This window comes from Acinetobacter brisouioides, assembly GCF_004331075.1.
Taxonomy (GTDB): Bacteria; Pseudomonadota; Gammaproteobacteria; order Pseudomonadales; family Moraxellaceae; genus Acinetobacter.
In genome coordinates, this window is sequence record NZ_SJNX01000009.1 from 15935 (window position 1) to 41953 (window position 26019).

The window sequence follows — 26019 nt, forward strand, 5'->3', positions numbered from 1 at the left end:
TGTAAGCCTATTTTAAACTGTTAAATGGAAGATGAACATGTTGTTTCGCTTGGTAAGACAAATTTTACAAGCAACAGTCTATGACGTTGCAATTGAATCTCCTCTCGAAGCGGCACCACGAATTAGTCAAAAACTTAACAATAACATTCGTCTCAAGCGTGAAGACTTACAACCTGTTTTTTCTTTCAAGCTGCGTGGTGCTTATAACCGTATCAGCCAACTTCCTAAAGAACAGTTACAACGTGGTGTGATTACAGCTTCGGCAGGTAACCATGCACAAGGTGTGGCATTGTCTGGCGCAAAACTCGGTATTCCAGCAATTATTGTCATGCCGCAAACCACGCCAGATATTAAAATTCAAGCTGTAAAACGCCTTGGTGGACAAGTAGTTTTACATGGCGATGCCTTTGATGCTGCCAACAAATACGCACAGCAACGCGCTCAAGAAGAAGCTCTCACCTTTATTCCTCCGTATGACGACGAACTGGTGATTGCGGGTCAAGGCACAATTGCCAATGAGATTCACCGTCAATGGCGCGAAGTCGACTACATTTTTGTTGCTGTTGGTGGTGGCGGTCTAATTTCAGGTATCGCCGCTTACTTCGGTGAAGTTGCACCTCACGTTAAAGTTGTAGGCGTTGAATACGATGAATCTGCCTGTTTAAAAGCAGCATTAGCAGCCAATGAGCGTGTGATTCTACCTCAAGTGGGTTTATTTGCCGACGGTACAGCAGTTGCACAAATTGGTGCATTGCCATTTGATATTTTGCGTATGGACAAATCAGATGGTTCAGGAAAAATCATTGAGCCTGAAATCATTACTGTCAATACTGATGAAATCTGTGCGGCAATCAAAGACACTTATGATGAAACTCGCAGTATTGTCGAGCCATCGGGTGCCATGGCACTTGCAGCAATCAAAAAATTTGTGGCTGAAACCGGTATTCAAGGCAAAAACATGGTGTCTATCGTGTGTGGCGCCAACATGAACTTTGACCGTTTACGCTACATTGCGGAACGTACCGAGCTTGGTGAACATCGCGAAGCAATTTATGCAGTGACTATTCCTGAAGAAAAAGGTTCATTCCTGAACTTCTGCCGTGCATTGCAAGGTCGCAACATTACCGAATTTAACTACCGTTGTAATGATGAACATTCAGCACAAGTCTTTGTCGGCATTAGCTTAAAAGGTGGTCAGGCTGAACGTAAAGAAATCTTTGAGTCGCTCAAAGCCAATTACGATGTGGACGATTTATCTGATGATGAAGTCGCAAAATTACACATTCGTTATTTGATTGGTGGGCATGCCAACATCAACAATGAGCGTCTGTTCCGTGTCGAATTCCCTGAACGCCCAGGTGCATTACTCACTTTCCTAGAGCGTTTAGGACCAAACCATAACATTACCTTATTCCACTACCGTAATCACGGTGCGGCTGAAGGTCGTGTACTTGTTGGTTTACAGGCGACAGATGCAGATGAACAACCAGATGTATTGATTGAAACATTAGAAAAGATTACTTATCCGTATGAAGAAATTAGCCAAAACTTAGGCTACAAACGCTTCTTAAAATAAGTTGCTTGAAACAAAAAACCGATGCCTCATGCATCGGTTTTTTACTTTTGGCGAAAAATTATTGCTTATAAACTGCATTAAACTGAAGCTCTGACTATAGCTTTAACTATCTATATACTGATTTTTTGTAGTTTATATATCATGCCAATATTTAAACTCAATAAAAGTTTTTAGATTGGCTGTTTGTTTGCAGTCATGTCTGCGGTATGTCTGCTGGCTGAATGATGATCAGGAATTACAGTTAAACTCATTACTAAGGTATTTAGTTCTTTATTTGACTTATTTAACCGCAGCATTGAAGAAAAGCCCTTTGAATTATTTTATGACTCGAATTAATTGATGGTTTAATTTCAGTTTTTGAGTAAATTTAACCTCTAATTTACTTAGGCTATTTAAATTTTGTTGATAAAAAACCATGCTTAGCATGGTTTTTTAATGTGAAAAATTTAGAACCAATCCATCAAGGAAACTCCCACCCCGACATAATTGGCGCGATGGTTATAGTCAATAAGACTCTCACCATAACCACTAAAGTACTGAATCTGACCACGTAATTTACCTTTAATTGGGAATGTCCAGTCAAACTGTACTGCACCATGTGATGCATCGCCTGTACGTAAAGAGTGACGTAGCATTAAAGAGAAGTCATTGTCATTTACGCGGTAAAACGCCGTAATATCACCGCGCCCCATATAATTTTCAATATCGGGGTTGTTATCATCCCGTGTATTTTCAGGAATTCGATACCACGGCCGAATCATAATTGCAAAATTGTCACGTTCAAAACCAAAGTTCAACATGACACGATTCCAACTACGCGAAAATGGATCAGCACGTCCATTGGACTGATGATTAAATGTTACGCCAAATAATCGACCATCCAGCCCCACTAAATTGTAGTTGGTGCGAAAAATCAGGCTTGCTTCAGGTTCATAGTTGGTTTCACGAAATGGACGTGAGTTCTGAGCGTTATAGACTTGCCACCGTGACGACTGAGTATAACCAACCCATAAATCACCATTGTCACCAAAGATGTTTTCCCATGCTTTGGTTTTTAAAGACAACTGGAATTTGGATTCTGTGAAATTCAGATCTTGCCGCTCAGTCACAGTGTTGAGCGGATTTGGGCTGCTCGGGTATACATTACGATTGCTTGTCCAAAAAATTGGTAACGCATAAATCGGCTTATACCCCCGAATATTCCATGTACCCAATTTACTTTTTTCAGACAATTCCCAACGGCTGTCTAGCAAAGAGTTTTGGGTATTCAAAGGTTGGCGTGCATCGTTTGAATAAATATAGCGCAAAGAACGAGTTAACTTTTCTTTTAGGCTAGCTTCTTCTGTGCTTTTCTCTATTGTTGTAGCAGACAAAGGCATTGCTTGATTTGTTTGAACAACTGTCTCGGTCAAAGCATTTAAAGGCGCATTATCTTGTGACTGCTTCGGTTTAAAGTAACTGTCATAACAGGCAAGGCGATCAGAATCACCGATAACTCCTGCACATGCCTGTCCACTGGTAGGATGGAAATTTTCTGACGCTTTTTCTTCAGCAAAACTCATAGAGCAACACAATAACCCACCACCAAGCACTGGAATAAATCGCAGTGCCCGATAAGTACGTCCAATCGCTTTGAACGGCATATGTTGAATCTCCAACAGATTAATTGACTTGTTGAATCTCAAAACCTAGTTGTTCCAGTTGTTCTCGTTTAGTAAACGGTGCAACAACCGCTTTTACTGCTTTATGGTTGAGCAAATACTGCTCTACAACACGTTTTAAATCATCCAATGTGACTGCCAATATTTGCGCACGTAACTGGGTTCTAAATGCAGGTGAACGTCGATGTAACAAAGCATAGCATGCAGTAATCGCTTCACCTGCTGGAGAACCTGGTTTATCCATACCTGCAATCAAGCCCAAAATTGCTTCTTCAAGCTGATGCGGCAACTGTGGTGCAGTCATCAACCAATTCAAGCTCGCTTCAAAATCCTGAAAAGTTTCAGTTAAACGTGGATCGCGGTAGCTATAGAAACGGAATGAACACGCATTACCATCGTAGCTTGCTCCCCCACCATACGCACCGCCTTTTTCACGAATGGCGCTATGCAAGAAACCATTGCGCAAATAACCTGCCAAGACCATAAATACTGCAGCGTCAGGGTGTGATACTTCTACAGCCTGATAAGCAGCCGAACAAAATTGTACATTGGTCTGAATGAGCCATGCCTGATCTTGCTTAGAATCCTCACGGCGTACTGTGCTTAATTCGATTGGCTCACGAGAAAATTCAACTTTATTCCAAACATCCTGCACATGCTCTACCAGCACCTGACTGTGCATATCTTCACAAACAAGCAAAAATTGTTTTGGCGCTTGCAATAACAATTGATGAATATTTTTTAATTCCTGAATAAAATCAGTATAAGCCTGTTCATCTTTTTGAATTTTTTCAATCAGCTCTATCAGCCAGTTTAAAGCACCCAGACCCGTGTTGAAATAATCACGCTCTGCTAAAGCACTCATGTGACGTGAAGCAATCTGCATGGCATAGCTATGTCCTGAACCAGACAAACGCGATTGCCAACGTGTTTTGCGCTGTTGCAGCAATTCTAAAATACGGTCTTTTTCATCGAAACGTAGCTTTTCAAACGCCAGTTTCAATAAACCAATCGTATCAAAACGATCTGCTAAAGACTTAGTGGTTAAAGTTAAAAATGCACTGATCTGATTTTTATCGTTCAAACCGCTACGCAACGATGCTCCCATGCCCAAACCACCACTCACAGCAGTTTGTACATGTTGAAGTGCTAAGTAGTCATATTCACCAGCACCAACTTCACCGACCAAAATCGACAGTAAATTAAAATATGGCGATTGCACCACAGCTTCTGGAATTTCAACAATCACTTGTTGATAGTACAAACCATTGGTTCCTGCATGGTATAAATGCAACGGCATATCGTGGTTATTGCTAATAATTTCGCGCAACTCACCTTGTACAATCTGGATTTCCGCAGGAATGTCTTCTAGACCGACTTTAGGTAACAGTTCAAGATTATCTGGTGTTTCCTGACGCTGTTTTAACGCTTGTGTATTTTCAAGAATTGCAACACGATCGGCTTCGGTTAAACCTGCTTCAATCTGGTCTAAACGTGCCTGTTCCTGTTGTTGTTCCTGAGCCGATTTATTGGCATCTGGCACTAAAGTAAGCTGTACACGATGCGAGTTATCGAGCAAATAGGTTTGTATTAGGTTAGACAACCACATTGGGTCTTTCAGTTCTTCTTTCACAGCTTCCATAGCAGCATCAACATCCCATACATGTATAGGGTCACTGTGATGAATCGCACTACTTAAACCATTTAAAATCAGACTTAAACCATACGGTGTACCATCTCCACCGACTTCACGCTGATGTAATTCAATCTGATGTAAAATTGAATCGACCATTTCAGAATCAACAGGTTTAGAAGCAGCTTCTTGCAGTACTTTTAATACACCTTCTTTAAAAGTTTGAGCATGTTCAGGATCTGAACCCTGTACAGCACAGTAAAAGGTCATTTCAAAGTTGCTGTCATCGACTCCCATAAATGGGCCTGTAGAATCAGCATAACCGCACGTTTCCAAATAATGACGCAGTGGCGATGCAGAATTTTCCAGTAAAATCCCTTCAACCAGACGCATACCTAAACGCAGTTTAATATCGCTGGCTTCAGGTAATAACCATGCCAGTACATGATACGTTTTTCCTTTGAGGTCTTCTGCATCAACCGCATACGTTTCAGTGACTTCAATCGGTGCGGCCAAGCGCTGTTCTGGAGTCGAGTGTAAAGTTCGCCCTGCTTGAAATTTATGCAATACCTGAGTTTCGATCTGCTCTTGTAGCTCATATGCAGTTTGATCACCAAAGGTCATAAACACCGCATTACTTGGGTGATAATGTGTTTGATAAAACTCAAGCAGTTCGCCATAGGTCAAATCTGGAATATCTTTTGGATCACCGCCAGAGTTGTAATGATAGGTCGTGGTTGGAAACAAATGATGCGCCAGTTGGTGGTAAAGCTGATCTGAAGGCGAACTCATTGCGCCTTTCATTTCATTAAACACCACGCCTTTAAATACAGGCTTGCCTTGCTCATCTAACTCAACCCGAATCCCTTCTTGGGCAAAATCTAATGGGTTGAGATTCGCAGCAAATGCCGCATCAAGGTAAACTGCCAGCAAATTCTGAAAGTCTTTTTTGTTTTGTGTTGCAAACGGATAAGCCGTCCAGTCAGCCGAGGTAAACGCATTCATAAACGTATTTAATGAACGGCGAATCATTAAAAAGAACGGATCGCGCACAGGAAAACGCTCTGAACCACAAAGCGCCGTATGTTCTAAAATATGGGCTTCGCCTTTAGAATCCATTGGCTGGGTACGAAACGCAACTAAAAATACATTTTCATCATTTTCACTGGCTAAATGATAATGCACAGCACCAGTCACTTTGTGTTTATATTCATAAACATCGATGTCTAAAGCCTCAACATGATGCTGACGTAACAGCTGAAACGCGGGATGAATCGTTTGAGTAATGGTTTCAGTGACATCTACAGTCATGTGCTCTCCTAAATAAAAATCATCATCAATAATATTTTGGTATTATGCGACAGATGTCATAGATTTTCATGTAAAAACTTGAGTATTTTGGTTTTATCTCGTGCAAGCGCAGATCAGATTTACAACGAAAATAATCCCTTTAATCCATGTAAAAATACAAAGTGTAGATGACAATGAAAAAATCTTACTTATTCGCAATCTCTTGTCTTATTTCAAGCAGCTTATATGCAAGCCCCAACTGCGATCAGCTTGCCAAAATTGCTGATGATAATGGTGCAAACTATGGCACAAAATACAGCTATACGGTCAAAGGGCCTAAAGGTTATCGCAGCTACTTTCACACTGCACCTTCCGAGCAATGTAAAATGAAGAATATTTTTATCATTCCGAAAGATTCGGTGATTGCTTACCAAGAATTTAAAAATGAGAACGAGCTTTGGCTATATGTCATGTATATCAGTAACAATGGTGTCGATACTGAGGGTTGGGTGAAAGCAAAAGACTTTAAGGTTTCAGGACGAATCAGTCCAAATTAATTGCATACACCTTGATTCAAACGATTTCAGAAAAAATTGGAATGCAAAATTAAGAATGCTATCTGACATAGATAAAGCTCAAATCATTTATCTATACTTGCATTAAATACGGCCTCTGCGATCTCAATAGTTATGGTTTTTAAAGTAAAAAAATCATAACTATATAGGACAAGAAAAATTAAACAGTTTTTCATTAGATCTCTTTCATAAGCCCTTTCTATTCTCCCTTATGAGAAGAAAGATAAAGAGAGTAAATCGTTATTACTTTTGATCACTTTAGACTTAATTGGTTCTAAATTAGTACTGCTTAGGCTATTAGAGCCACTGCTTATAACTTTAAAAGTGATCAGCGCAACGGGAAACCAAGCCATTATTGTTGCTTGATTCATTATTTTTGAATAAAAATCCGTTTTTATAGTCAAAACCTGAATTTTATTCATCTTAACTACTGTATTGTTTTGGCTTAGTGTAAAATGTTCAGCCTTAAAAACTTGCAATGAGCCCACACATGTCAAAAATTGCCCTTTTTGCACTTGGTAATGCCCTGATTGACCAAGAATTTCAGGTTTCGGATGAATTTTTAGCTACACAAAACTTGCAAAAAGGCACCATGCAATTGACCGATGGTGACACTCAAGCAAATCTCTATCAAAACTTACAAGTCTCTCAAGTCTATAAAGGTCAAGCAAGTGGCGGCTCAGCAGCTAACACAACTGTAGCTTTTAGTGCTTTAGGTGGTCGTGCCTTTTATGGTTGCCGCGTGGGTCATGATGAACTCGGTCAGATCTACCTTGATGGTTTAAATGAAGCAGGTATTTTTACTGCACAGCAGTCTGTTAGTGAAGGCGTAACAGGAACCTGCATGGTTCTGATTACACCAGATACCGAACGCACCATGCATACCTATTTAGGAATTACCGCAGAACTTTCTGTAGATCAAATCGACTTTCAACCCTTAGAACAAGCACAGTGGCTATATATTGAAGGTTATTTATCGACCAGTGATACTGCTCGCCAAGCTGTTGCAAAAGCACGTGACGTTGCCAAAGCCAATGATGTGAAAGTTGCATTGTCTTTGTCTGATCCTGCAATGGTGCAATATGCTCGCACAGGTTTAACAGAAATGCTGGCTGAAGGTGTTGACTTGTTGTTCTGTAACGAACAAGAAGCACTCATGTTTACTGAAACGACTGAACTTGATGCAGCTTTACAAGTTTTATTACAAAGTAATCAAAATGTTGTCATTACCTTAGGCGCAAAAGGCGCATTGGTTGCGAGTCAAAACGAAAAAATTCATGTAGAAGGCCGTCAAGTTAAAGCTGTTGATACCAACGGTGCTGGCGATGCTTTTGCAGGTGCATTCTTATATGCCATTCACCAAGGTTCAAACCTAGAACAAGCAGCTGAACTTGCGATTCTAATTTCAAGTGAAGTTGTGGCTCAGTTTGGCCCACGTCTTGCGATTGAAAAATATGCTAGACTACAGCAAAGCATCGAACTGGATCTTGCATAATGACCCACAAAATTTGTATGACTGAAGATATTCCTGAACGCGAAGCACGTGCTTTTGAAAGTCGTGAAGGCGAAACCGTTTTTGTTACTCAACGTGATGGAATGTTTTACGCATATAAAAACCTGTGTCCACATTTGCAAGTTGAACTTGAATTTCTAGAAAATCAATTTTTAGATCAAGATCAGGAATTTATCCAGTGCTCTACTCATGGTGCATTATTTAATGTAGAAACAGGCGAATGTATTTCTGGACCATGTCTGGGCGAATCTCTACAAAAAGTAGAGCTTCGGGTACATTCCGATGGCGGTATTTACTTGTCCTGAGTCGCTCATGATCAGTTTACATGCCTTTCTGACCAGTTATGAATTGATGCCATTTCACGCCAGTGTGATGGCATTGGTGCTTTTGAGTTTGGTTGAAACGGTTGGGTTTTATTTAGGTGGGCGACCTTTCGCCTCGTTAAAACACCTGATTCCACATATCATCAAAACACCACTATTAGACATCAAATTTTCAAAAATCCTGATTGTGGTTTTTTTTCTGATTAACTTCAGCTTTGCTGGTTATTTTCTGCAACTGTTCTTTTTTGCCTATCAAAACCATTTTGCTCCTGTTGTTTATTTGCTTTTACCCGCACTGGTCATTGCCCTATTCTTTACTGTGTTTATGATTCATTGTTTAGATCAGGTGATTCGACCAAAATTTGAAAGCAAACAAAAAAACCTGATTGGTCGACTTGCTACGATCTGCAATGGCAATGCTCGCCCTGAAAGTACAGCTCAAGCTCGTGTACGCGATGAATATGGGCAATTGCATTATGTACAAGTTCGTTCAGAGTTTGGAGAAATTGAACTAAACTCGCAAATTATTTTAATTCGTAGACGCGAATCTTATTATATTGCCAAAAAAATTGTCGAATCTAATCATTTATTTGACGATGATATGTTTAGTCCTCACGATGCCTAAGTACAATCACAATTTCACTTGTCGAAACCCGATTTGAGTCATACAATCCAGCATCTTTTTTGGCGGTTGTCGCCATTTGTCACTAAAATACAAGATGCAAGGTAATCTCATGAAAAAACAACTTGGAAAGCTCGCCTTTAAACTTTCAGGTTGGACATATCATCTTCAAGACAGCATTCTTGAAGACAAACAAGTGATTATTGGTTTTGAACATACATCCATGCTTGACGGTGTATTGTCTTGGTCACTCTTTCAAATTTTAGGTTTACAAACTCACACCTTAGTGAAAAAGGAACTCTTTAAAGGTCCTGTTGCACCATTACTCAAAGCTATGGGTGCGATTCCTGTTGACCGCAAAGCCAAACAAGACACCGTTTCCCAAATGGTGCAACTTTTTCAAAGTCATACCAAATTCAATCTGGTGATTGCACCTGAAGCCACGCGTGCTAAAAATGGTGAACCACGCAAACCAATCCGCACAGGTTTTTGGCATATTGCCAAAGCAGCAAATGTTCCAATTGTTCTCATGTATGCCAACCCAAAAACCAAACAAGGTGGCATCATTGGAAAAATTTACCCACATGATTTTGATCAGGATATGCAAACGATTAAAGACATGTACAAAAAACTAGCAGGGCTGGATATTGTTATTCCTGAAGCCAAAAACACATAAGCTTTATAGGGATTTACCGAAATCCTCTTGGTGAAATAAAAGCGATTATGCTAAAATTACGCAGTTTTTTGATCTGGTATAGACCAATCTTTTAAGGAGCATATTTACATGGCGGGTCATTCAAAGTGGGCAAACACAAAGCATCGTAAAGCAAAACAAGATGCCAGCCGTGCTAAAGTTTTTACCAAATATATCCGTGAAATTGTAACCGCAGCAAAATTGGGCGGTGGCGATGCTGCAAGCAACCCTCGTTTACGTGCTGTGGTTGAAAAAGCTTTATCGGTAAATATGACTCGTGAGGCAATTAACCGCGCCATTCAACGTGGTGCTGGTGGTGAAGATAACGATGACCTAAACGAAGTGACTTATGAAGGTTACGGCGTAGGTGGTGTAGCGGTATTGGTTGAAACCATGACTGACAACTTAAACCGTACTGTTCCTGATGTCCGTCATTGTTTTAGCAAAACCAATGGTAATTTAGGGACCAATGGTTCTGTGTCTTATCTGTTTACTAAACGTGGTGAAATCACATTTGAAGATGTGTCTTTAGAAGACAAAATCATGGAAGTGGCTTTAGAAGCTGGTGCAGATGATATCGAAATTGATGAAGACGAAATCTTGGTTATTACCTCACCTGAAAGTTTTGGTGACGTACAAGATGCTTTAACTGCGGCTGGCTTAAAATCAGACAATGCCGAAGTGGTTATGAGTCCATCGACTAAAGCTGAAATTACAGACATCGACCAAGCAAAACAAATCATGAAAATGATTGATATGCTTGAAGATCTAGATGATGTTCAAAACGTTTATACCAATGTTGAATTCTCTGATGACGTGCTTGCACAGTTAGATGCTTAATTCGCTCGCTTCAGCTAAAAACGAGATTTAAAATTTTAAATCTCGTTTTTTTATGCTTACACAATCAATATATAAAACTTAAGCAACATTAGGAATTATAAAAAAACAATTATTATCAATAACTTATCAACAAAATTACGCTAAGCTTCAGCTCATATCCGACCTTTACACTATTGCCCATTCATAAAAAATGGGAATTTGTACATGTTCAATAAAGTACCTCAGGTCACTTTAATTTTCTGGATCATTAAAATTGCGGCCACAACGCTTGGTGAAACAGCGGGTGATGCTCTCTCAATGTCGCTAGATTTGGGCTATATTCTCAGTAGTAGCATTTTTTTCTTACTTTTTGCTTTTTTTGTGAGTCTACAGATTAAAGCTAAACAATATCACCCATATCTTTACTGGCTCACCATTATTACCACGACAACATTAGGCACAACCATTGCTGATTTTGTCGATCGTTCACTGGGCATTGGATACTTCGGCGGAAGCCTGATGTTACTTTCACTGTTATTGTGTTCGCTCGCAATCTGGTATTACAGTGATCGCTCTCTTTCTGTGCAAAACATTCAATCTACGAAAACCGAGATATTTTATTGGGTTACCATTATGTTTTCGCAAACGCTGGGAACAGCTTTGGGAGACTGGGTTGCAGACACACAAGGTTTAGGCTATTTATATTCTGCGATTATTTTTGGCAGCATGTTATTACTGCTAACACTGAGCTACTTTTGGACAAAGATTTCACACACCTTTCTGTTTTGGAGTGCGTTCATTCTCACTCGCCCATTAGGTGCAGTTTTAGGCGATTTCTTGGATAAACCCATTTCTCATGGTGGTTTAGACCTAAGCCGTTTTGGGGCATCATTCGTTCTTATTTTATTTATTTTTATATTTATTGTCATTTCCACACGTGCTTCAAAAACAAATACATAAATCAGAAATAAATAAGGAGATCATATTGATTTGATCTCCTTGATTTTAAATACACAACAGCGCTACAGCAAAAATAGAAAAACAGATTCCTGACAAATAATAAATATGTGGCGTATAACGCTGCAACCATTGTGACCGTGTCAACCATGCCACCACGCCCATATTCCAGATCAAAACCACCATCACCATCCAGATGCTTACGGAAATTTTATAAACAACACTGGTCTGCGTTGGAAGTAGAATCATTAAACTGCTATAAAACATCCAGTTTTTAGGATTAAGTAAGCTTGATTGCAACCCCTGCCCAATCAAAGATTGCCAACTCACATCAACATTCACCTGCTGACATGCTGGCTGCTCTAACTTCAAATGGTGGTGAGCATAGCGGATACATACGCCTGAAAGATAAAATAAATACAGCGCTCCCACATAGCGCAACACAAACAAGAAACCTGAACTCAACTGCCCAAGGGTATTAAGCAGCAGCATCACCACCCCAAGAATGAGAGCATTACCCAAAGCAACACCCCAAGCGACTCGACGAGCTGCCCGATGTGAATAACGCAACAATGTCGTTAACAACAGGAAAAAATCGGGACCAGGGGAAAGCAAAGCAAGAAAATGTGTAACGGCAATAACAACAAAAAAATTCATAGCACACTCAAATACTGACGTGACTTAAGCTTAGGAAATTGCTGATCAATTTTATTGTAAAAAAGTGCGAGAAAAACCTTGCTGGTATTGTTTCGGGGTCACACCAGTATGTGCTTTAAAGACTTTATGAAAATGACTTTGATCACTAAAGCCCAGATCGGTTGCGAGTGTACTGATTTTCGCGCCTGTTTTTAAGACTTGACGAGCTTGATGAATTTTAAGATTAACTTGAAACAAATGCGGGGTTAAACCAAGATTGGCTTTAAATAAGCGAATGACCACATAACGACTAACACCAATTTTCTCTGCAAGTTGCTGTAAAGATAAAAAACCTTGGGCATTTTGGCAAAGGGTTATCAGCATTTGTAAATGTTGATGAAAATAAGCATGTTGCGGTAATTTCTGCCAGTCGATATATGGAAATAATAGCTGTGTGAGGCATTCGATTAATACTTGCTCTTTTTCTGTAATTAACACACTTGGATCAAACAATGTCTGATTCATCTGACCAAAAGCTTCGTAAGCTACAGAATCATACAGCACAAAAGGTTTGAGTTGCGGTATAGGCATTTTTTCAAGCAATAAGAAATGCACTTCACTTGATAAGTGTTCTAACCAAGTTGCATCAACATGCAACATTTGGTAACTCCAGTGCTGATGATCTGCTGGATTACAAGAATGCTCAATATGTGCAGGAATAACGACGAGGCTTTCTTGCTGAATGGTTACTTCATCGGTAAAAGCACTATAGAAAGTACTCTGCCCCGCATCCACCGCACCAATAGATAAGGTCGCGTGACTATGCGCTTTGTAACAAATACGGCTCTGACATGCCCGCCGTGTTTCCACATAAGGCATGCGAGGATCTGACCAAAACTCAAGCAAATTGGGTCACTGCAAGGGCCTGTTCAATATCTTGCTCTAAGCTTTCAGGTTTGGTTGTTGGTGCGTAGCGGTTAAGCACTTCACCATTTCTTCCAATCAAGAATTTAGTGAAATTCCACTTAATACTTTGACTACCTAAAATCCCCTTGGCTTCACGGGTGAGCAGGCGAAAAATTGCATGTGCTTCAGGGCCTTTTACATCAACTTTAGCAAACATTGGAAAACTGACACCATAATTACGCTTGCAAAAGTTATCTATTTCTTCATTGCTTCCAGGATCTTGCCCACCAAACTGGTTACATGGAAAGCCCAATACAACCAGACCCTGATCCCGATACTTTTGATAGAGCTTTTCTAGGCCCGAAAACTGCGGAGTGAAACCACATTTACTTGCAGTATTGACGATCAGCAGTACCTTGCCTTCATAATCAGCCATAGACTGAATATGACCATCTAGGCGTTCTGCTTCAAATTGATAAATTTTTGTCATGGATAAGTTTCCTCATCACTTTTTTCTTGTGTTTTGAGTTCCAGAGAAGCGGAATTTACACAGTAGCGTAGACCTGTTGGCTGTGGGCCATCTTCAAAAACATGCCCCAAATGTGCATCACAATGATGACAAACAATTTCGACACGTACCATTCCGTGGCTCAAATCATCATGTTCTTCTATTGCAGTCGTATTAATTGGCTTATAAAAACTTGGCCAACCACAACCACTATCATATTTAGCATCTGACTCAAACAACGGCGCACCGCAACAACGACAAGTATAAGTTCCTGACTGTTTGGTATTCCAATATTTACCTGTAAATGGAGCTTCTGTACCTTTTTGGCGTGTAATTCTATATTCTTCTGGCGATAACTCTCTTTGCCATTCTCTTGGTGTTTTATTCAGTTTTCCCATTATTCTTTCCCTGTCTATTTTGCTGTTTACAATAGGATAATCCTATATTTACGTTATTCATTCTAAAATTTCTAGTCTTTAATTCACAATTTACAAAACATGTATAAACAATAAAAAAGCAAAAAGAAAGCAATACTAACAATAAAAGTAAGCAATTTTATTTTGTAAGTGCTTTTTTGTGAGCAATATTAGTGTTACTCTTACAACCATTCTTGCTTAGGATTAAAAAATGTCGCAAAAAAAGAGCGTTATTTTTAAAAATCTACTGCCCGTGATTAAACAATATCAACAGGCAGGATTTACGCATGAAAAAATTGTTACATTACTTAGAGATCAACATGACCTTGACCTAGTAACAACTGAAACATTCAAAAGTTATTTATATCGTTATGCAAAAGTGAACCCCACTCCTTCTGAGAGCATCAAAATGACGAACACTATCCAAACCCCACGAGAAATTAAAAAGTCATCAAAACTTGAGCATGTTTGCTATGACATTCGTGGACCAGTGTTACGAGCGGCCAACGAGATGGAGGAACAAGGGCACAAGATTATTAAGCTCAATATTGGCAACCCTGCCCCGTTTGGTTTTGAAGCGCCACAAGAAATTATTAACGATGTCGCTTTAAATCTACCCAATGCGATTGGTTATACAGATTCACGTGGCATTTTCCCCGCACGTAAAGCGATTTGCCAGTATTATCAGCAAAAAGGCATTCTCAACATGCACGTGAATGACGTGTACGTTGGTAATGGCGTATCTGAACTGATTGTGATGGCAATGCAAGGCTTGCTTGATGACGGCGATGAAATGCTGGTTCCAATGCCAGACTATCCACTTTGGACAGCCGCAGTCAATTTATCGGGCGGTACAGCAATTCACTATAAATGTGATGAAGAAAATAGCTGGTATCCAGATATTGCCGATATGGAATCAAAAATCACGCCAAATACTCGCGGGATTGTGGTGATTAACCCGAACAACCCAACGGGTTCAGTTTATCCGCGCCATATTCTGGAGCAGATTGTTGCTCTTGCAAAAAAATATGATCTAATTTTGTTTGCTGATGAAATCTACGACAAAATCATTTATGACGGAATTGAACATGTTGCTTTAGCATCTTTAGCGGGCAATCACCTGTGCATTTCCTTCAATGGATTATCTAAAGCCTATCGTATCGCTGGTTTCCGCGCAGGCTGGATGGCAATTACGGGCGACAAGTCTCGTGCAACCGACTATATCGAAGGCTTGGACATGCTGGCATCAATGCGTCTTTGTGCAAACCATCAGGCACAATATGCGATTCAAACTGCACTGGGTGGCTATCAGTCAATTAATGATTTGATTCGCCCAGGTGGTCGCCTGTATGAACAACGTAATATTGCATGGCAAATGCTGAATGAAATTCCTGGTGTGAGTTGTGTCAAACCTGAAGGTGCAATGTATTGCTTCCCTCGCCTTGACCCAACAGTATATCCAATTAAGGACGATGAAAAGTTAATGCTTGACCTGTTACGTGCCGAGAAAGTCTTACTGGTACAAGGCACAGGTTTTAACTGGCCAACACCAGATCATTTCCGTGTTGTATTCTTGCCTGCAGAAAATGAACTAAGAGAAGCAATCACTCGAATGGGACGTTTCTTAGCCACTTTGCGTTAAGTTAAATGATGCAATAAAAAAAGCAGCGCTCAAAATAGACGCTGCTTTTTTTTCATACTAAACCCAAGCCAATTTCTTCGATTATAAATAATAATTAATTAACTTAATTACTCAATTAAAAGCCAAGAATAAAATAAATAATATATTTATCAAAAATATAGGAAACAAAAAACAATTATCATCTCTCTTATTCCTCATGTTTAATTTTTACTATTCATTAAAATTTTTAATATATTCCATGCCATAAGCAACAAATACCATGTAAAAAATGCATACTACTTTCTTTTTTTGCATTTAACACTGCTTCAAAATCGAGCAACAATGCCCACCTGCACAATAATATTACGACACCCGAATTCGGTCAGAGCAGATACAGATTCAGGAATAGAATCCGTAAAACTGACCGAACTTACAAGGAAAGCTTTCAATCATTCCTAGACTGCTACTCTCTAGAAGGTGATTGAATCAAATGGATAGAGGTTCGCATGAATCAAAAAAAGCTGCTCAAGTATATTGTATTTGCTATTTTGCTTGGAATTTTGACGGGCTGGATCTGCCATCATTTTTTCAATCAAGGTGAGCAACTTAAGCAAATCGCGTCTTATTTTAATATCATCACAGATGTATTCTTACGCTTGATCAAAATGATCATTGCACCATTGGTATTTGCGACCATCATTTCAGGTATTGTATCAATGGGGAAATCTGCTTCTCTAGGCAGTATTACCTTTAAATCCATGACTTGGTTTATTACCGCGTCCTTCGTTTCACTGGCTATTGGTATGGGACTTGCCAATTTTCTCCAACCAGGTGCAGGACTACATTTAGTCTTGCCGACAGCACAGCAAGTCAGTAATGCCGCCCTCCCCGCGACAACAGGATTTACCCTACAATCATTTATGACCCATGTATTCCCTCGCAGTATTGCAGAGGCGATGGCAAATAATGATATTTTACAAGTTTTGGTTTTTTCAATCTTCTTTGGTTCTGCGCTTGCCTATGTCAGCCATGGCAAAGAATCAACCATTATCCGTTTAACAGAAGAACTCAGCAAAGTGATGTTCCGCATCACGGATTATGTCATGTCATTTGCCCCAGTTGCAGTCTTTGCTGCAATGGCATCTGCAATTACGTTGCAAGGTTTAGGTCTTATTGTTGATTACGGCGTTTTGATTGCCGAATTCTATTTCGGTCTATTCCTACTTTGGATTGTACTATTCACTGTGGGTGCAATCGTGCTTAAAAAAGATATCTTCCGTTTAGGCAAACTCATTCGTGAACCAGTCACACTGGCTTTTGCAACAGCATCAAGCGAGTCAGCCTACCCAAAAGTCATGGATGCGCTCACCAAGTTTGGTGTGCCAAAAAAAATCACCAGCTTTGTTCTACCTTTAGGCTATTCATTTAATCTTGATGGTTCAATGATGTACACCACCTTTGCAGTACTCTTTATTGCTCAGGCTTATCATATTGAATTGAGTTTCACCCAACAGATTTTAATCTTGTTGACACTCATGGTTACAAGTAAAGGGATTGCGGGTGTTTCTCGGGCATCTATTGTTGTGATTTCAGCAACTCTTACCATGTTCCACTTGCCAGAAGCAGGAATCTTGTTACTCCTCGGGATTGACCAATTCCTTGATATGGGACGTACTGCAACCAATGTTGTCGGAAATAGTATTGCGACTGCTGTCGTTGCAAAACTCGAAGGTGACAAAGTAGTAGAAACTGAAGAAGCTCCAGAGCAAGTATTAATTACCCCACAACAAGAACAAAATATCGCTTAATTTATTTTACTCCTTAACAGAGCAATTTTATTATGGTTATATAAAATTGCTCTTTTTTTACATTTTTAATTAATATTAAAATTTATAATTTTTATACTCATGTTTCAAACAATTCAAATCCTATCATTAAGAAAATTTATATAAATAATACAATTCAATCAACCTATTTTTATTTATTTTTATGATAAAAAATAAGGGTCATAAAATATCATTATGCAAGATTTTAAATGAAATAATTTTCAAAAAATTTATACGCCCTGCATTACCTATTTTAAGATTTTCTGGCTACTCATACCGCATAACCACCATTTATCACCATGAATTTTATTAAAAAATAAACCAACAAAATTAATTATATAAAAATATTAAAAAGATCATTTTATGCATTTTACAAATCGCTTTAATGTGTTTCTATACAAAAATAATGATATAAAAACGATCAACCACATAATATTAAAAAGTATAAAATATCATTTATTATTTTAACATTTAAAATTAAAGCAACAACTGATCAATTTTATAACAATTAGAAAAAATTAATAGATTTTTTTATTATTCCATGTTATTTATTACTCGCAAATAAAAGCAATGACACAGGCATTTTGTTAAAACAAAATATTATTCAATACTGCTTTTTATTGACCAATGTTTAAACATGCTAAATATGGTATGTATTTCGCTTAAATGCAAAGATGTTTGAACACCATTTACCTTCGTCACTTCATAAGGATATTTTCGATGTTGACTAAAACCGTTAAATCTTTAGGTTTAGCAATGGGCTTGTTTGCCTGCTCTCTTCCACTTTATGCAAAAAACAATGTTGTTGTAGTTGCGACAGGCGGTACAATTGCAGGTGCAGGTGCAAGTTCAACCAACAGTGCAACTTATACAGCCGCAAAAGTTCCTGTCGATGCACTGATTAATGCCGTTCCTCAAGTTCAGGATTTGGCAAATGTACGTGGTGTACAAGCTTTACAGATCGCATCCGAAAGCATTACCGACAAAGAATTATTAAACCTTGCACGACAAGTTAATGATTTAGTTAAAAAATCAGATGTAAATGGTATTGTGATTACCCATGGCACAGACACCATGGAAGAAACTGCTTTTTTCCTGAATTTGGTCGTACATACAGATAAACCGATTGTAATCGTAGGATCTATGCGTCCAAGTACTGCAATGTCTGCCGATGGCCCACTGAACCTGTATAGCGCAGTCGCGTTAGCATCTTCAGAGTCAGCCAAAGGTAAAGGCGTCATGGTGATGATGAATGATAGTATTTTTGCTGCGCGTGATGTCAGCAAAACCATCAACATTCATACCAATGCTTTTGCGAGCCAATGGGGTGCTTTAGGCACTGTCGTTGAAGGCAAACCTTACTGGTTCCGCGAAACCCCTAAACGCCACAACAGTTCTTCTGAATTCAACATTGAATCCATTAAAGGTGACAGCTTGCATTTAGTTGGTATTGTCTATGGTTCAGATAATATGTTGCCACAATCATACCTTGCACTTCAGCAAGCAGGTGCAAAAGCCATTATTCATGCAGGTACAGGGAACGGTTCGGTTGCTAACTACATCGTACCAACCTTGAATAAGTTGCAATCTGAAGGCGTACAAATCGTGCGTTCATCTCGTGTACCGCAAGGTTTTGTACTTCGTAATGCTGAACAACCAGATGACAAATATGGCTGGGTTGCAGCACATGATTTAAATCCTCAAAAGGCGCGCATTTTGACTGCTTTAGCATTAACAAAAACCAAAGATGCCAAAGAAATTCAACGTATGTTCTATGAATACTAATTTATAAACAAATAGACTTCTTTTTATCACGATTTACCCTCTTTTTGTGTTTTCACACAGAGAGAAAGAACGAGTGAAAGAAGTCGAATGTATAAATCCCGAAGTTATTGACTTCGGGATTTTTTTATCAAAATTGCGTAGATTTTCCACAAAGAAAAATTACAGGCTTATATTGTAGAAATAGCATGTTAAAATAAGCGTTGCTTTCGCGAAGGACGTTTTTATGCAGCAATTTGTACATCTTGGTATCCATACAGAGTTTTCGATTACCGAATCGATTGTTCGTATACCTGATTTAATTAAAGCTGCGGTAAAACAAGAAATGCCCGCTTTAGCATTGACCGACTTGTCGAACCTGCATGCTGCGGTCAAATTTTATAAATCCTGCTTAGGCAAAGGGATTAAACCCATTTTAGGCAGTACCATTCGCTTAAACGATGCTGAGCATAAAGCAACGTTACTCGCCATGGATAATCACGGCTGGCGCAGCATTACCGAATTAGTGTCACAAGCTTATATTGAAGGGCAACAACTCGATATACCTTGTGTGCAAAAAGATTGGGTACTCAATCAAAATGAAGGCATTATCGTGCTGCTAGGTCTGCACAGTGATGTTGGTCAACTGCTCTGCTCGTCCAATCCGCAAAAAGCGGAGCCACTCTTTCAAGAATGGCATGAAAAATTTGGTAATCGAGTTTACTTTGCCATTACGCGCACCAATCGCCCAAATGAAGAAATTTTTATTTCCGAGGCGATCAAGCTTGCTGCAAAATATCAAGTGGGTATCGTTGCACATAATGATGTGCACTTTATCACCGAAGAAGACTTTGAAGCACACGAAGCTCGCGTCTGTATTGCCGAAGGTTATGTTTTGGCAGATGATCGACGCCCACGTTTATACAGCCCTGAGCAATATTTTAAAACTGCTGAGCAAATGATTGAGCTGTTTGCGGATATTCCAAGCTCAATTGACAATACTGTACAAATTGCCAAACGCTGCAATGTCAGTTTGCGGTTAGGCAAATATTTCTTGCCCGAATACCCAATTCCTGAAGGCTTCAACACTGACAGTTATTTTGAGCATTTAGCCAAAGAAGGTCTGGAAGAACGCCTTGAACAGCTTTATCCAAGTGTAAAGCGTGATGAGGACTGGGCAGAAATACGTCAACCTTATGATGAACGTCTGCGTTACGAAATCGATATTATTCTTAAAATGGGATTTCCAGGCTACTTCCTCATCGTGATGGACTTCATTCAATGGTCAAAAAACAATGGGGTTCCCGTTGGGCCTGGGCGGGGTTCAGGTGCGGGTTCATTGGTTGCTTTCAGTCTAAAAATTACTGACCTTGACCCATTGCGCTATGACCTACTCTTCGAGCGTTTCTTAAACCCTGAACGTGTTTCCATGCCTGACTTTGACGTCGACTTCTGTATTGCAGGGCGTGACCGCGTGATTGACTACGTTGCACGTCATTATGGACGCGATGCAGTATCACAAATTGCCACCTTCGGTACGATGGCAGCTAAAGGTGCGATCCGTGACGTAGCACGGGTACTGGGTAAATCTTATGGTTTGGCAGACCGTATTTCTAAACTGGTGCCAACTAAACCACTGGGTGTGGACTTAGTTACAGCGATTGAAATGGAACCACAACTCAAAGATGTTGTCACCAACCCTTCCAATCCTGACTATGACGATGCCTCTGAAATCTGGGAAATGGCGCTTAAATTAGAAGGCATCACACGAAATACAGGTAAACATGCGGGTGGTGTGGTGATTGCACCGACCAAAATTACTGACTTTTCTGCGGTGCTTTGTGATGCAGATGGCACTAACCGCGTTGCTCAATACGATAAAGACGATGTTGAATCGGCAGGTCTGGTCAAATTCGACTTCTTGGGTTTACGTAACCTGACCGTAATTGAAGATGCAATCCAAAATATCAATAAACACCGCGCAGCAGATGAGCAATTGCTCATTTCGAATGTTGCCTTAGACGACCCTCACGCCTATAAAATTTTTGCTGAAGCCAACACCACTGCGGTATTCCAGTTTGAATCCGTCGGCATGAAGCGCATGCTCAAAGAAGCACGCCCAAGCAAGTTTGAAGAAATTATTGCGTTTGTATCCTTGTACCGTCCAGGCCCAATGGATCTGATTCCTGACTTTATTCACCGTATGCACGGTGGTGAGTTCGAGTATTTGCACCCACTGTTGGAAAGTGTCCTCGAACCAACTTATGGCATTATGGTCTATCAGGAACAGGTTATGCAGGCCGCGCAATTCTGTGCGGGCTATACGCTCGGTGGAGCGGACTTGCTACGCCGCGCGATGGGGAAAAAGAAACCCGAAGAAATGGTCAAGCAGCGCCAAATCTTTATTGAAGGTGCTGCCAAAAAAGAGATTGATGAAGCCACAGCCAATCATATCTTTGACTATATGGAAAAGTTCGCAGGCTATGGTTTTAACAAATCGCACGCAGCAGCCTATGCACTGGTTGCCTATCACACTGCATGGTTAAAAGCACACTATCCTGCTGAGTTTTTGGCAGCAGTGATGTCATCGGAAATGCAGAACACCGACAACGTGGTGTTCTTGATTGATGACTGTCGTAGCAATGGACTTGAAGTGTTACCACCATCGGTCAATATGTCACTGTATCATTTCCATGCCAGCGCGGAACGTACTATTGTTTATGGTTTGGGCGCGATCAAAGGCGTCGGTGAACAAGCCATGCAGTCGGTGATTGACTCACGTGAGAAAGATGGGCCTTATCAGGATTTATTTGATTTCTGTCACCGTATTGATCTGAAAAAAATCAACAAACGCACACTTGAAGCATTGATTCGTGCAGGTGCGCTTGACTGTTTAGGTATTGAACGTGCAAGCCTGATGGCACAGCTTCCTGAAGCGGTGCAAGCAGCGGAACAGGCACGCCAAAACCGTGAAACGGGCATTATGGACTTATTTGGTGAAGTCGAAGAAGTTCAACGCAAGCCTGCAAAACCCGTAAAACCGTGGTCAGATGAAGTTCGCTTAAAAGGTGAAAAAGATACGCTGGGCTTGTACCTGACAGGTCATCCGATTGATATTTATCGCCCTGAGTTGAAAGCTTTTATTCCAAACAAAATTAGTGAGCTTAGTCCGACACGCCGAGGACAAACCACGGTATTTGCTGGTCTGGTCATGGATGTTGCCAACTTCCCAAACCGAATGATGATTACGCTTGATGATGGCACGGCCCGTATAGAAGTCAGTTGCAACCATGAACGCTTCCAGCGCTTCAAAGAGATCATTCAAAATGAGTGTGTGATAATTATTGAAGGTGAAATTTATGAGCGTGAAGGCTTTGAACGCCCTATGGCGCGTTTAACCAAAGCATTTAACCTCAATGAAGTTCGGCAAAAACGTGCACAAAACATTCAAATCAAGCTTGATCAACAGACTTTAACACCAAACTTATCGACGGATTTACAGCAATTACTGCAACCCTTTAAGCAATTGCCCGAATATCAGCACATTCCTGTGATTTTAAAACTCGATTTTAGTTATGCACAGGCAGAATTGCATTTTGCTGAACACTGGAAAATCGCGCCCACCGATGATGCTTTGCGTAAGCTGCGGGATTATTTTGGGAAAGATGCGCTATATGTGGAATACCATGTCAAGTCCAAAGCAGCTAAAGCCATTAGTCTTGAAGAAGCTCAGGTGGCAAATGTGCCTCCTCCGCCTGCCGATATGAGCATGGATGAAGCCCTTGATTTATATCAGGCTGAAGTCAGTCAATATTCGTAAAATTTTGGAAAATTTATGAAAACTTTTGATAATGCGATGGTGTCATCGCATTTAAACCATGTGCGTATTGTCATGGTTAACACCACTTTACCTGCCAATATTGGTAGCGCCTTGCGCGCCATGAAAACCATGGGGCTCAGCAAACTGGTACTGGTTGCACCAAAGATCTATCCGCATCCTGACATTGATGCTTTGGCCGCAGGTGCAACCGATCTAATTGAAAAAATTGAGATTGTAGAAACACTCGAACAAGCGATTGCCGATTGTCATTTGGTGTTTGGAACCAGTGCGCGTAGCCGCACTATTCCTTGGCCACTACTTGATGTACGCCCTGCCAGTGAAAAAGCTCTGCAAGCTGTGGTACAGCAACAACAGGAAGTTGCGATTGTTTTTGGACGTGAAGACCGTGGTTTGACCAACGAAGAACTGTCGCTTGCCAACTACCATGTCACCATTCCCGTCAATACAGAATATGGCGTGTTAAATGTTGCTCAGGCGATTCAGATTATCTGTTATGAACTGCGGATGGCAACGCTTGCATACGAACAACAAGACGATAACGACGCACAAAGCATGCCTGTCAATAACCAGATTGACATGCACTGGGATGAGCCACTGGTGACTCAGGAACAGATGCAACAATTTTACCCGCATCTTGAAAAAATGCTTGAAGAAATTGAATTTTTAGATCTAAATAATCCAAGACTACTGCCGCTACGTTTACGACGGTTATTCGGCAGAATTCAGCTTGACCGTATGGAATATAATTTATTACGCGGTATCTTTACCCGTGTACAGGCGCTCAGCCAAGGCAAATGGAAAAAATCGACAGATAAGGAGGATCAGCCCCATGTTTAAGCAGCTCAAAGAAGATATCAATGCTGTTTTTGCTCGAGATCCAGCCGCACGCAATACTTTGGAAGTTCTGACGACTTACCCCGGAATTCATGCGCTGATCATGCACCGCATGGCACATGAATTGTGGAAGAAAAACTGTAAAGGAAGTGCGCGTGCCTTATCCTCTTTTAGCCGTTTTGTGACAGGGATTGAGATTCACCCAGGTGCAAAAATTGGTAAGCGCTTTTTCATTGACCACGGTATGGGTGTGGTGATTGGCGAAACTGCGGAAATTGGCGATGATGTAACGCTATATCACGGCGTAACGCTTGGTGGAACTACATGGAATAAAGGCAAACGCCACCCAACCCTTGAAGATGGGGTAATTGTTGGTGCAGGTGCAAAAATCTTAGGGCCATTTACTGTACATAAAAATGCCAAAGTCGGCTCAAATGCTGTTGTGACTAAAGAAGTTCCTGAAGGTGTAACTGCAGTGGGCAACCCTGCTCGCTACATCTTTAAAGATAAAGACAAAAATGCTGAAGAGGCACGTCGCCGTGACTATGCTGAACAAATCGGCTTCCAACCTTATGCAGCATCGCAAGATCAAACTGATCCAATTTTAGAAGGTATTCGAGTTTTACTTGATCGCATGCAAAATAATGAGCAACGCATGAATACACTATGCCAGCGCCTGTCTTTGCTTGACCCAACCTTTAAAAAACAACAAACTGAACAGCAACCGTATAGTGAAGAAGAGCTGAAAATTATTGAGGAAGTACGCCGCGAGTGTGAATCTCAAACCCGCCAGTCAAAAAGCTAAAGTCGTGAATAGCATCCTGTTACACGCTTGTGCTTGTATGCAGTTTTTCTTTTTTTTAGACTTCTAAAATATCGTTTGCCCTCAACCACATTGGAAACCAAAATGAGATTAAAATCTATAGCAACTCTGCTGATGACAGCAACATTTCTTTCAGCATGTAGCCCTGTTGCTGTAAAAAATAATAATTCTCAAAATACCCCGATTGTTTTTACTGAACCAGAGGTCAGCCCGCCATTTTATGCGTTGAACCCGTTTAACTATACTGCGCCACCTGCATTTGAAATGGACTTAAAAAATGCAAACACCAACAAGCTTATTGTACCAACAATTGGTAATAAGCAAGCCAACATGAAATATGCGGTTTCAGCAGGTCAAAATGAGCTGGATGTCACACAGATTGATGATTTCTTACAACTCGCTGAAGGAAAAGCACGCCACTATCCACCACAATTTACAAACCGTAATGAACGTCGTGGTTATGAATCAAAATTACGCGAAATCAGTGTTCAGTTAGATGCGCTTGCGGCCAATGATAATGCTTCTTATGATGTACTAGTACGTGCATTTAAAGTCAGTGTCATGGCGCGTAATCTAGATATGGGGACACAGTACACCACCAAATCACTCAAATATGCACAACGCCTCATCAAGATGAACCCAAATGATCCAACCACAAACTTCTGGTTTGGTTTTTCTTTATCTGAAGGCGGTGGTCAGCATGAAGCTATTCCTTATTTAGACAAAGCCATGAAAGGTGGTGTACAGGAAGCTTATTTGTCTGCCGTCAACAACTATTTATTCCTTGAACAACGCAAAAATGCGCTTGCAACTTTATCAAGTTATAAATCTAAATACCCTGAAGAACGTCAAATTGCCGATCGTTTATTGATGGAAATTCAAAAACAAGGTCGCAACAACGTTTGGGAAAACCTGACTGCCATGAAACAAGGCCGTTACTAAAATATGCTTCAAGTCTTGTCATGACCTAAAATCGTTTGACAGTCTTGCATACAAAACCGAGTTAAGCGATTGACTCGGTTTTTATTTTTTCAGGCAGTGGGATCTGACCTAAGCAGATTTAAGCCTTTACGGATACAGATAAAATAAGATTCAAATAGATAAACCTATTTCAAGGCATGATTAGAATGCAATAAAAAAGCCCAATCATTTGATTGGGCTTTTTCGTTTATTCAGTTGATATG

General features: G+C 40.2%; 22 protein-coding genes. 15 read left to right on the forward strand and 7 right to left on the reverse strand.

The window, feature by feature from the left end; genetic code table 11:
* Positions 1-31: 31 nt before the first annotated feature.
* Positions 32-1576 carry a threonine ammonia-lyase, biosynthetic gene (gene ilvA / locus E0H77_RS12115; RefSeq protein WP_171478349.1) on the forward strand — a complete coding sequence of 515 codons (1545 nt, stop codon included), beginning with the start codon at positions 32-34 and terminating at the stop codon, positions 1574-1576.
* A 446-nt stretch (positions 1577-2022) separates the two neighbouring features.
* Here ilvA and E0H77_RS12120 read toward each other — a convergent pair whose 3' ends face one another.
* A complete protein-coding gene (locus tag E0H77_RS12120) occupies positions 2023-3219 on the reverse strand; it encodes a phospholipase A (protein ID WP_131378332.1) in 1197 nt (398 codons plus the stop codon).
* A 19-nt stretch (positions 3220-3238) separates the two neighbouring features.
* A complete protein-coding gene (locus E0H77_RS12125) occupies positions 3239-6181 on the reverse strand; it encodes an insulinase family protein (protein WP_131378334.1) in 2943 nt (980 codons plus the stop codon).
* Between the two features lie 173 nt (positions 6182-6354).
* Between E0H77_RS12125 and E0H77_RS12130 the strand changes: the two genes are divergently transcribed.
* Positions 6355-6717, forward strand: a complete 363-nt coding sequence (locus tag E0H77_RS12130; RefSeq protein ID WP_131378336.1) for a hypothetical protein — start codon at positions 6355-6357, stop codon at positions 6715-6717.
* 227 nt (positions 6718-6944) lie between these two features.
* Here the strand turns inward: E0H77_RS12130 and E0H77_RS12135 are convergent, their stop codons facing one another.
* On the reverse strand, positions 6945-7250 hold the full coding sequence (locus E0H77_RS12135) for a hypothetical protein (RefSeq protein WP_131378338.1): 306 nt from the start codon (positions 7248-7250) through the stop codon (positions 6945-6947).
* On the opposite strand from E0H77_RS12135, the gene E0H77_RS12140 reads away from it, so the two are divergent.
* The 6 genes from E0H77_RS12140 to E0H77_RS12165 all read left to right on the forward strand — a co-directional run bounded on the left by E0H77_RS12140 (position 7226) and on the right by E0H77_RS12165 (position 11666).
* The gene (locus tag E0H77_RS12140) at positions 7226-8230 is read left to right on the forward strand and encodes an adenosine kinase (RefSeq protein WP_131378340.1); all 1005 of its coding nucleotides are present in this window, start codon (positions 7226-7228) and stop codon (positions 8228-8230) included. The two genes, E0H77_RS12135 and E0H77_RS12140, sit on opposite strands and share 25 nt — an antisense overlap.
* Positions 8231-8247: 17 nt before the next feature.
* Positions 8248-8553 carry a Rieske (2Fe-2S) protein gene (locus E0H77_RS12145; protein ID WP_165491531.1) on the forward strand — a complete coding sequence of 102 codons (306 nt, stop codon included), beginning with the start codon at positions 8248-8250 and terminating at the stop codon, positions 8551-8553.
* 7 nt (positions 8554-8560) lie between these two features.
* Positions 8561-9196, forward strand: coding sequence for an OB-fold-containig protein (locus tag E0H77_RS12150; protein WP_165491524.1), 636 nt, complete (start codon positions 8561-8563; stop codon positions 9194-9196).
* 109 nt (positions 9197-9305) lie between these two features.
* Positions 9306-9869: a 1-acyl-sn-glycerol-3-phosphate acyltransferase gene (locus E0H77_RS12155; RefSeq protein ID WP_131378345.1), complete on the forward strand. Its 564-nt coding sequence runs from the start codon at positions 9306-9308 to the stop codon at positions 9867-9869.
* A 108-nt stretch (positions 9870-9977) separates the two neighbouring features.
* Positions 9978-10727: a YebC/PmpR family DNA-binding transcriptional regulator gene (locus E0H77_RS12160; protein WP_004752261.1), complete on the forward strand. Its 750-nt coding sequence runs from the start codon at positions 9978-9980 to the stop codon at positions 10725-10727.
* A 204-nt stretch (positions 10728-10931) separates the two neighbouring features.
* Complete coding sequence (locus tag E0H77_RS12165) at positions 10932-11666, forward strand: COG4705 family protein (protein ID WP_131378347.1); 735 nt, start codon at positions 10932-10934, stop codon at positions 11664-11666.
* Between the two features lie 45 nt (positions 11667-11711).
* Here the strand turns inward: E0H77_RS12165 and E0H77_RS12170 are convergent, their stop codons facing one another.
* Genes E0H77_RS12170 through msrB form a run of 4 tightly spaced genes read right to left on the reverse strand, consistent with a single transcriptional unit; the run spans position 11712 to position 14111 of the window.
* Positions 11712-12320, reverse strand: coding sequence for a LysE family translocator (locus tag E0H77_RS12170; RefSeq protein WP_131378349.1), 609 nt, complete (start codon positions 12318-12320; stop codon positions 11712-11714).
* Between the two features lie 51 nt (positions 12321-12371).
* Complete coding sequence (locus E0H77_RS12175) at positions 12372-13178, reverse strand: AraC family transcriptional regulator (RefSeq protein WP_131378351.1); 807 nt, start codon at positions 13176-13178, stop codon at positions 12372-12374.
* Between the two features lie 19 nt (positions 13179-13197).
* A complete protein-coding gene (locus E0H77_RS12180; RefSeq protein ID WP_131378353.1) occupies positions 13198-13695 on the reverse strand; it encodes a glutathione peroxidase in 498 nt (165 codons plus the stop codon).
* A complete protein-coding gene (gene msrB, locus E0H77_RS12185) occupies positions 13692-14111 on the reverse strand; it encodes a peptide-methionine (R)-S-oxide reductase MsrB (RefSeq protein ID WP_131314989.1) in 420 nt (139 codons plus the stop codon). Before msrB ends, E0H77_RS12180 begins: the two co-directional genes overlap by 4 nt.
* Positions 14112-14340: 229 nt before the next feature.
* Between msrB and E0H77_RS12190 the strand changes: the two genes are divergently transcribed.
* The 7 genes from E0H77_RS12190 to E0H77_RS12220 all read left to right on the forward strand — a co-directional run bounded on the left by E0H77_RS12190 (position 14341) and on the right by E0H77_RS12220 (position 25777).
* Positions 14341-15771 carry a pyridoxal phosphate-dependent aminotransferase gene (locus E0H77_RS12190; RefSeq protein ID WP_131378355.1) on the forward strand — a complete coding sequence of 477 codons (1431 nt, stop codon included), beginning with the start codon at positions 14341-14343 and terminating at the stop codon, positions 15769-15771.
* 485 nt (positions 15772-16256) lie between these two features.
* Complete coding sequence (locus E0H77_RS12195; RefSeq protein ID WP_131378357.1) at positions 16257-17558, forward strand: dicarboxylate/amino acid:cation symporter; 1302 nt, start codon at positions 16257-16259, stop codon at positions 17556-17558.
* A gap of 738 nt (positions 17559-18296) precedes the next feature.
* A complete protein-coding gene (locus tag E0H77_RS12200) occupies positions 18297-19361 on the forward strand; it encodes a type II asparaginase (protein ID WP_131378359.1) in 1065 nt (354 codons plus the stop codon).
* A gap of 223 nt (positions 19362-19584) precedes the next feature.
* Positions 19585-23157, forward strand: a complete 3573-nt coding sequence (gene dnaE, locus E0H77_RS12205) for a DNA polymerase III subunit alpha (protein ID WP_131378361.1) — start codon at positions 19585-19587, stop codon at positions 23155-23157.
* Positions 23158-23172: 15 nt separating this feature from the next.
* The gene (locus E0H77_RS12210; RefSeq protein ID WP_131378363.1) at positions 23173-24015 is read left to right on the forward strand and encodes an RNA methyltransferase; all 843 of its coding nucleotides are present in this window, start codon (positions 23173-23175) and stop codon (positions 24013-24015) included.
* Positions 24008-24817: a serine O-acetyltransferase gene (cysE, locus tag E0H77_RS12215; RefSeq protein ID WP_131378365.1), complete on the forward strand. Its 810-nt coding sequence runs from the start codon at positions 24008-24010 to the stop codon at positions 24815-24817. Before E0H77_RS12210 ends, cysE begins: the two co-directional genes overlap by 8 nt.
* A 102-nt stretch (positions 24818-24919) precedes the next feature.
* The gene (locus E0H77_RS12220; protein ID WP_131378367.1) at positions 24920-25777 is read left to right on the forward strand and encodes an ABUW_2363 family tetratricopeptide repeat lipoprotein; all 858 of its coding nucleotides are present in this window, start codon (positions 24920-24922) and stop codon (positions 25775-25777) included.
* Positions 25778-26019 lie beyond the last annotated feature (242 nt).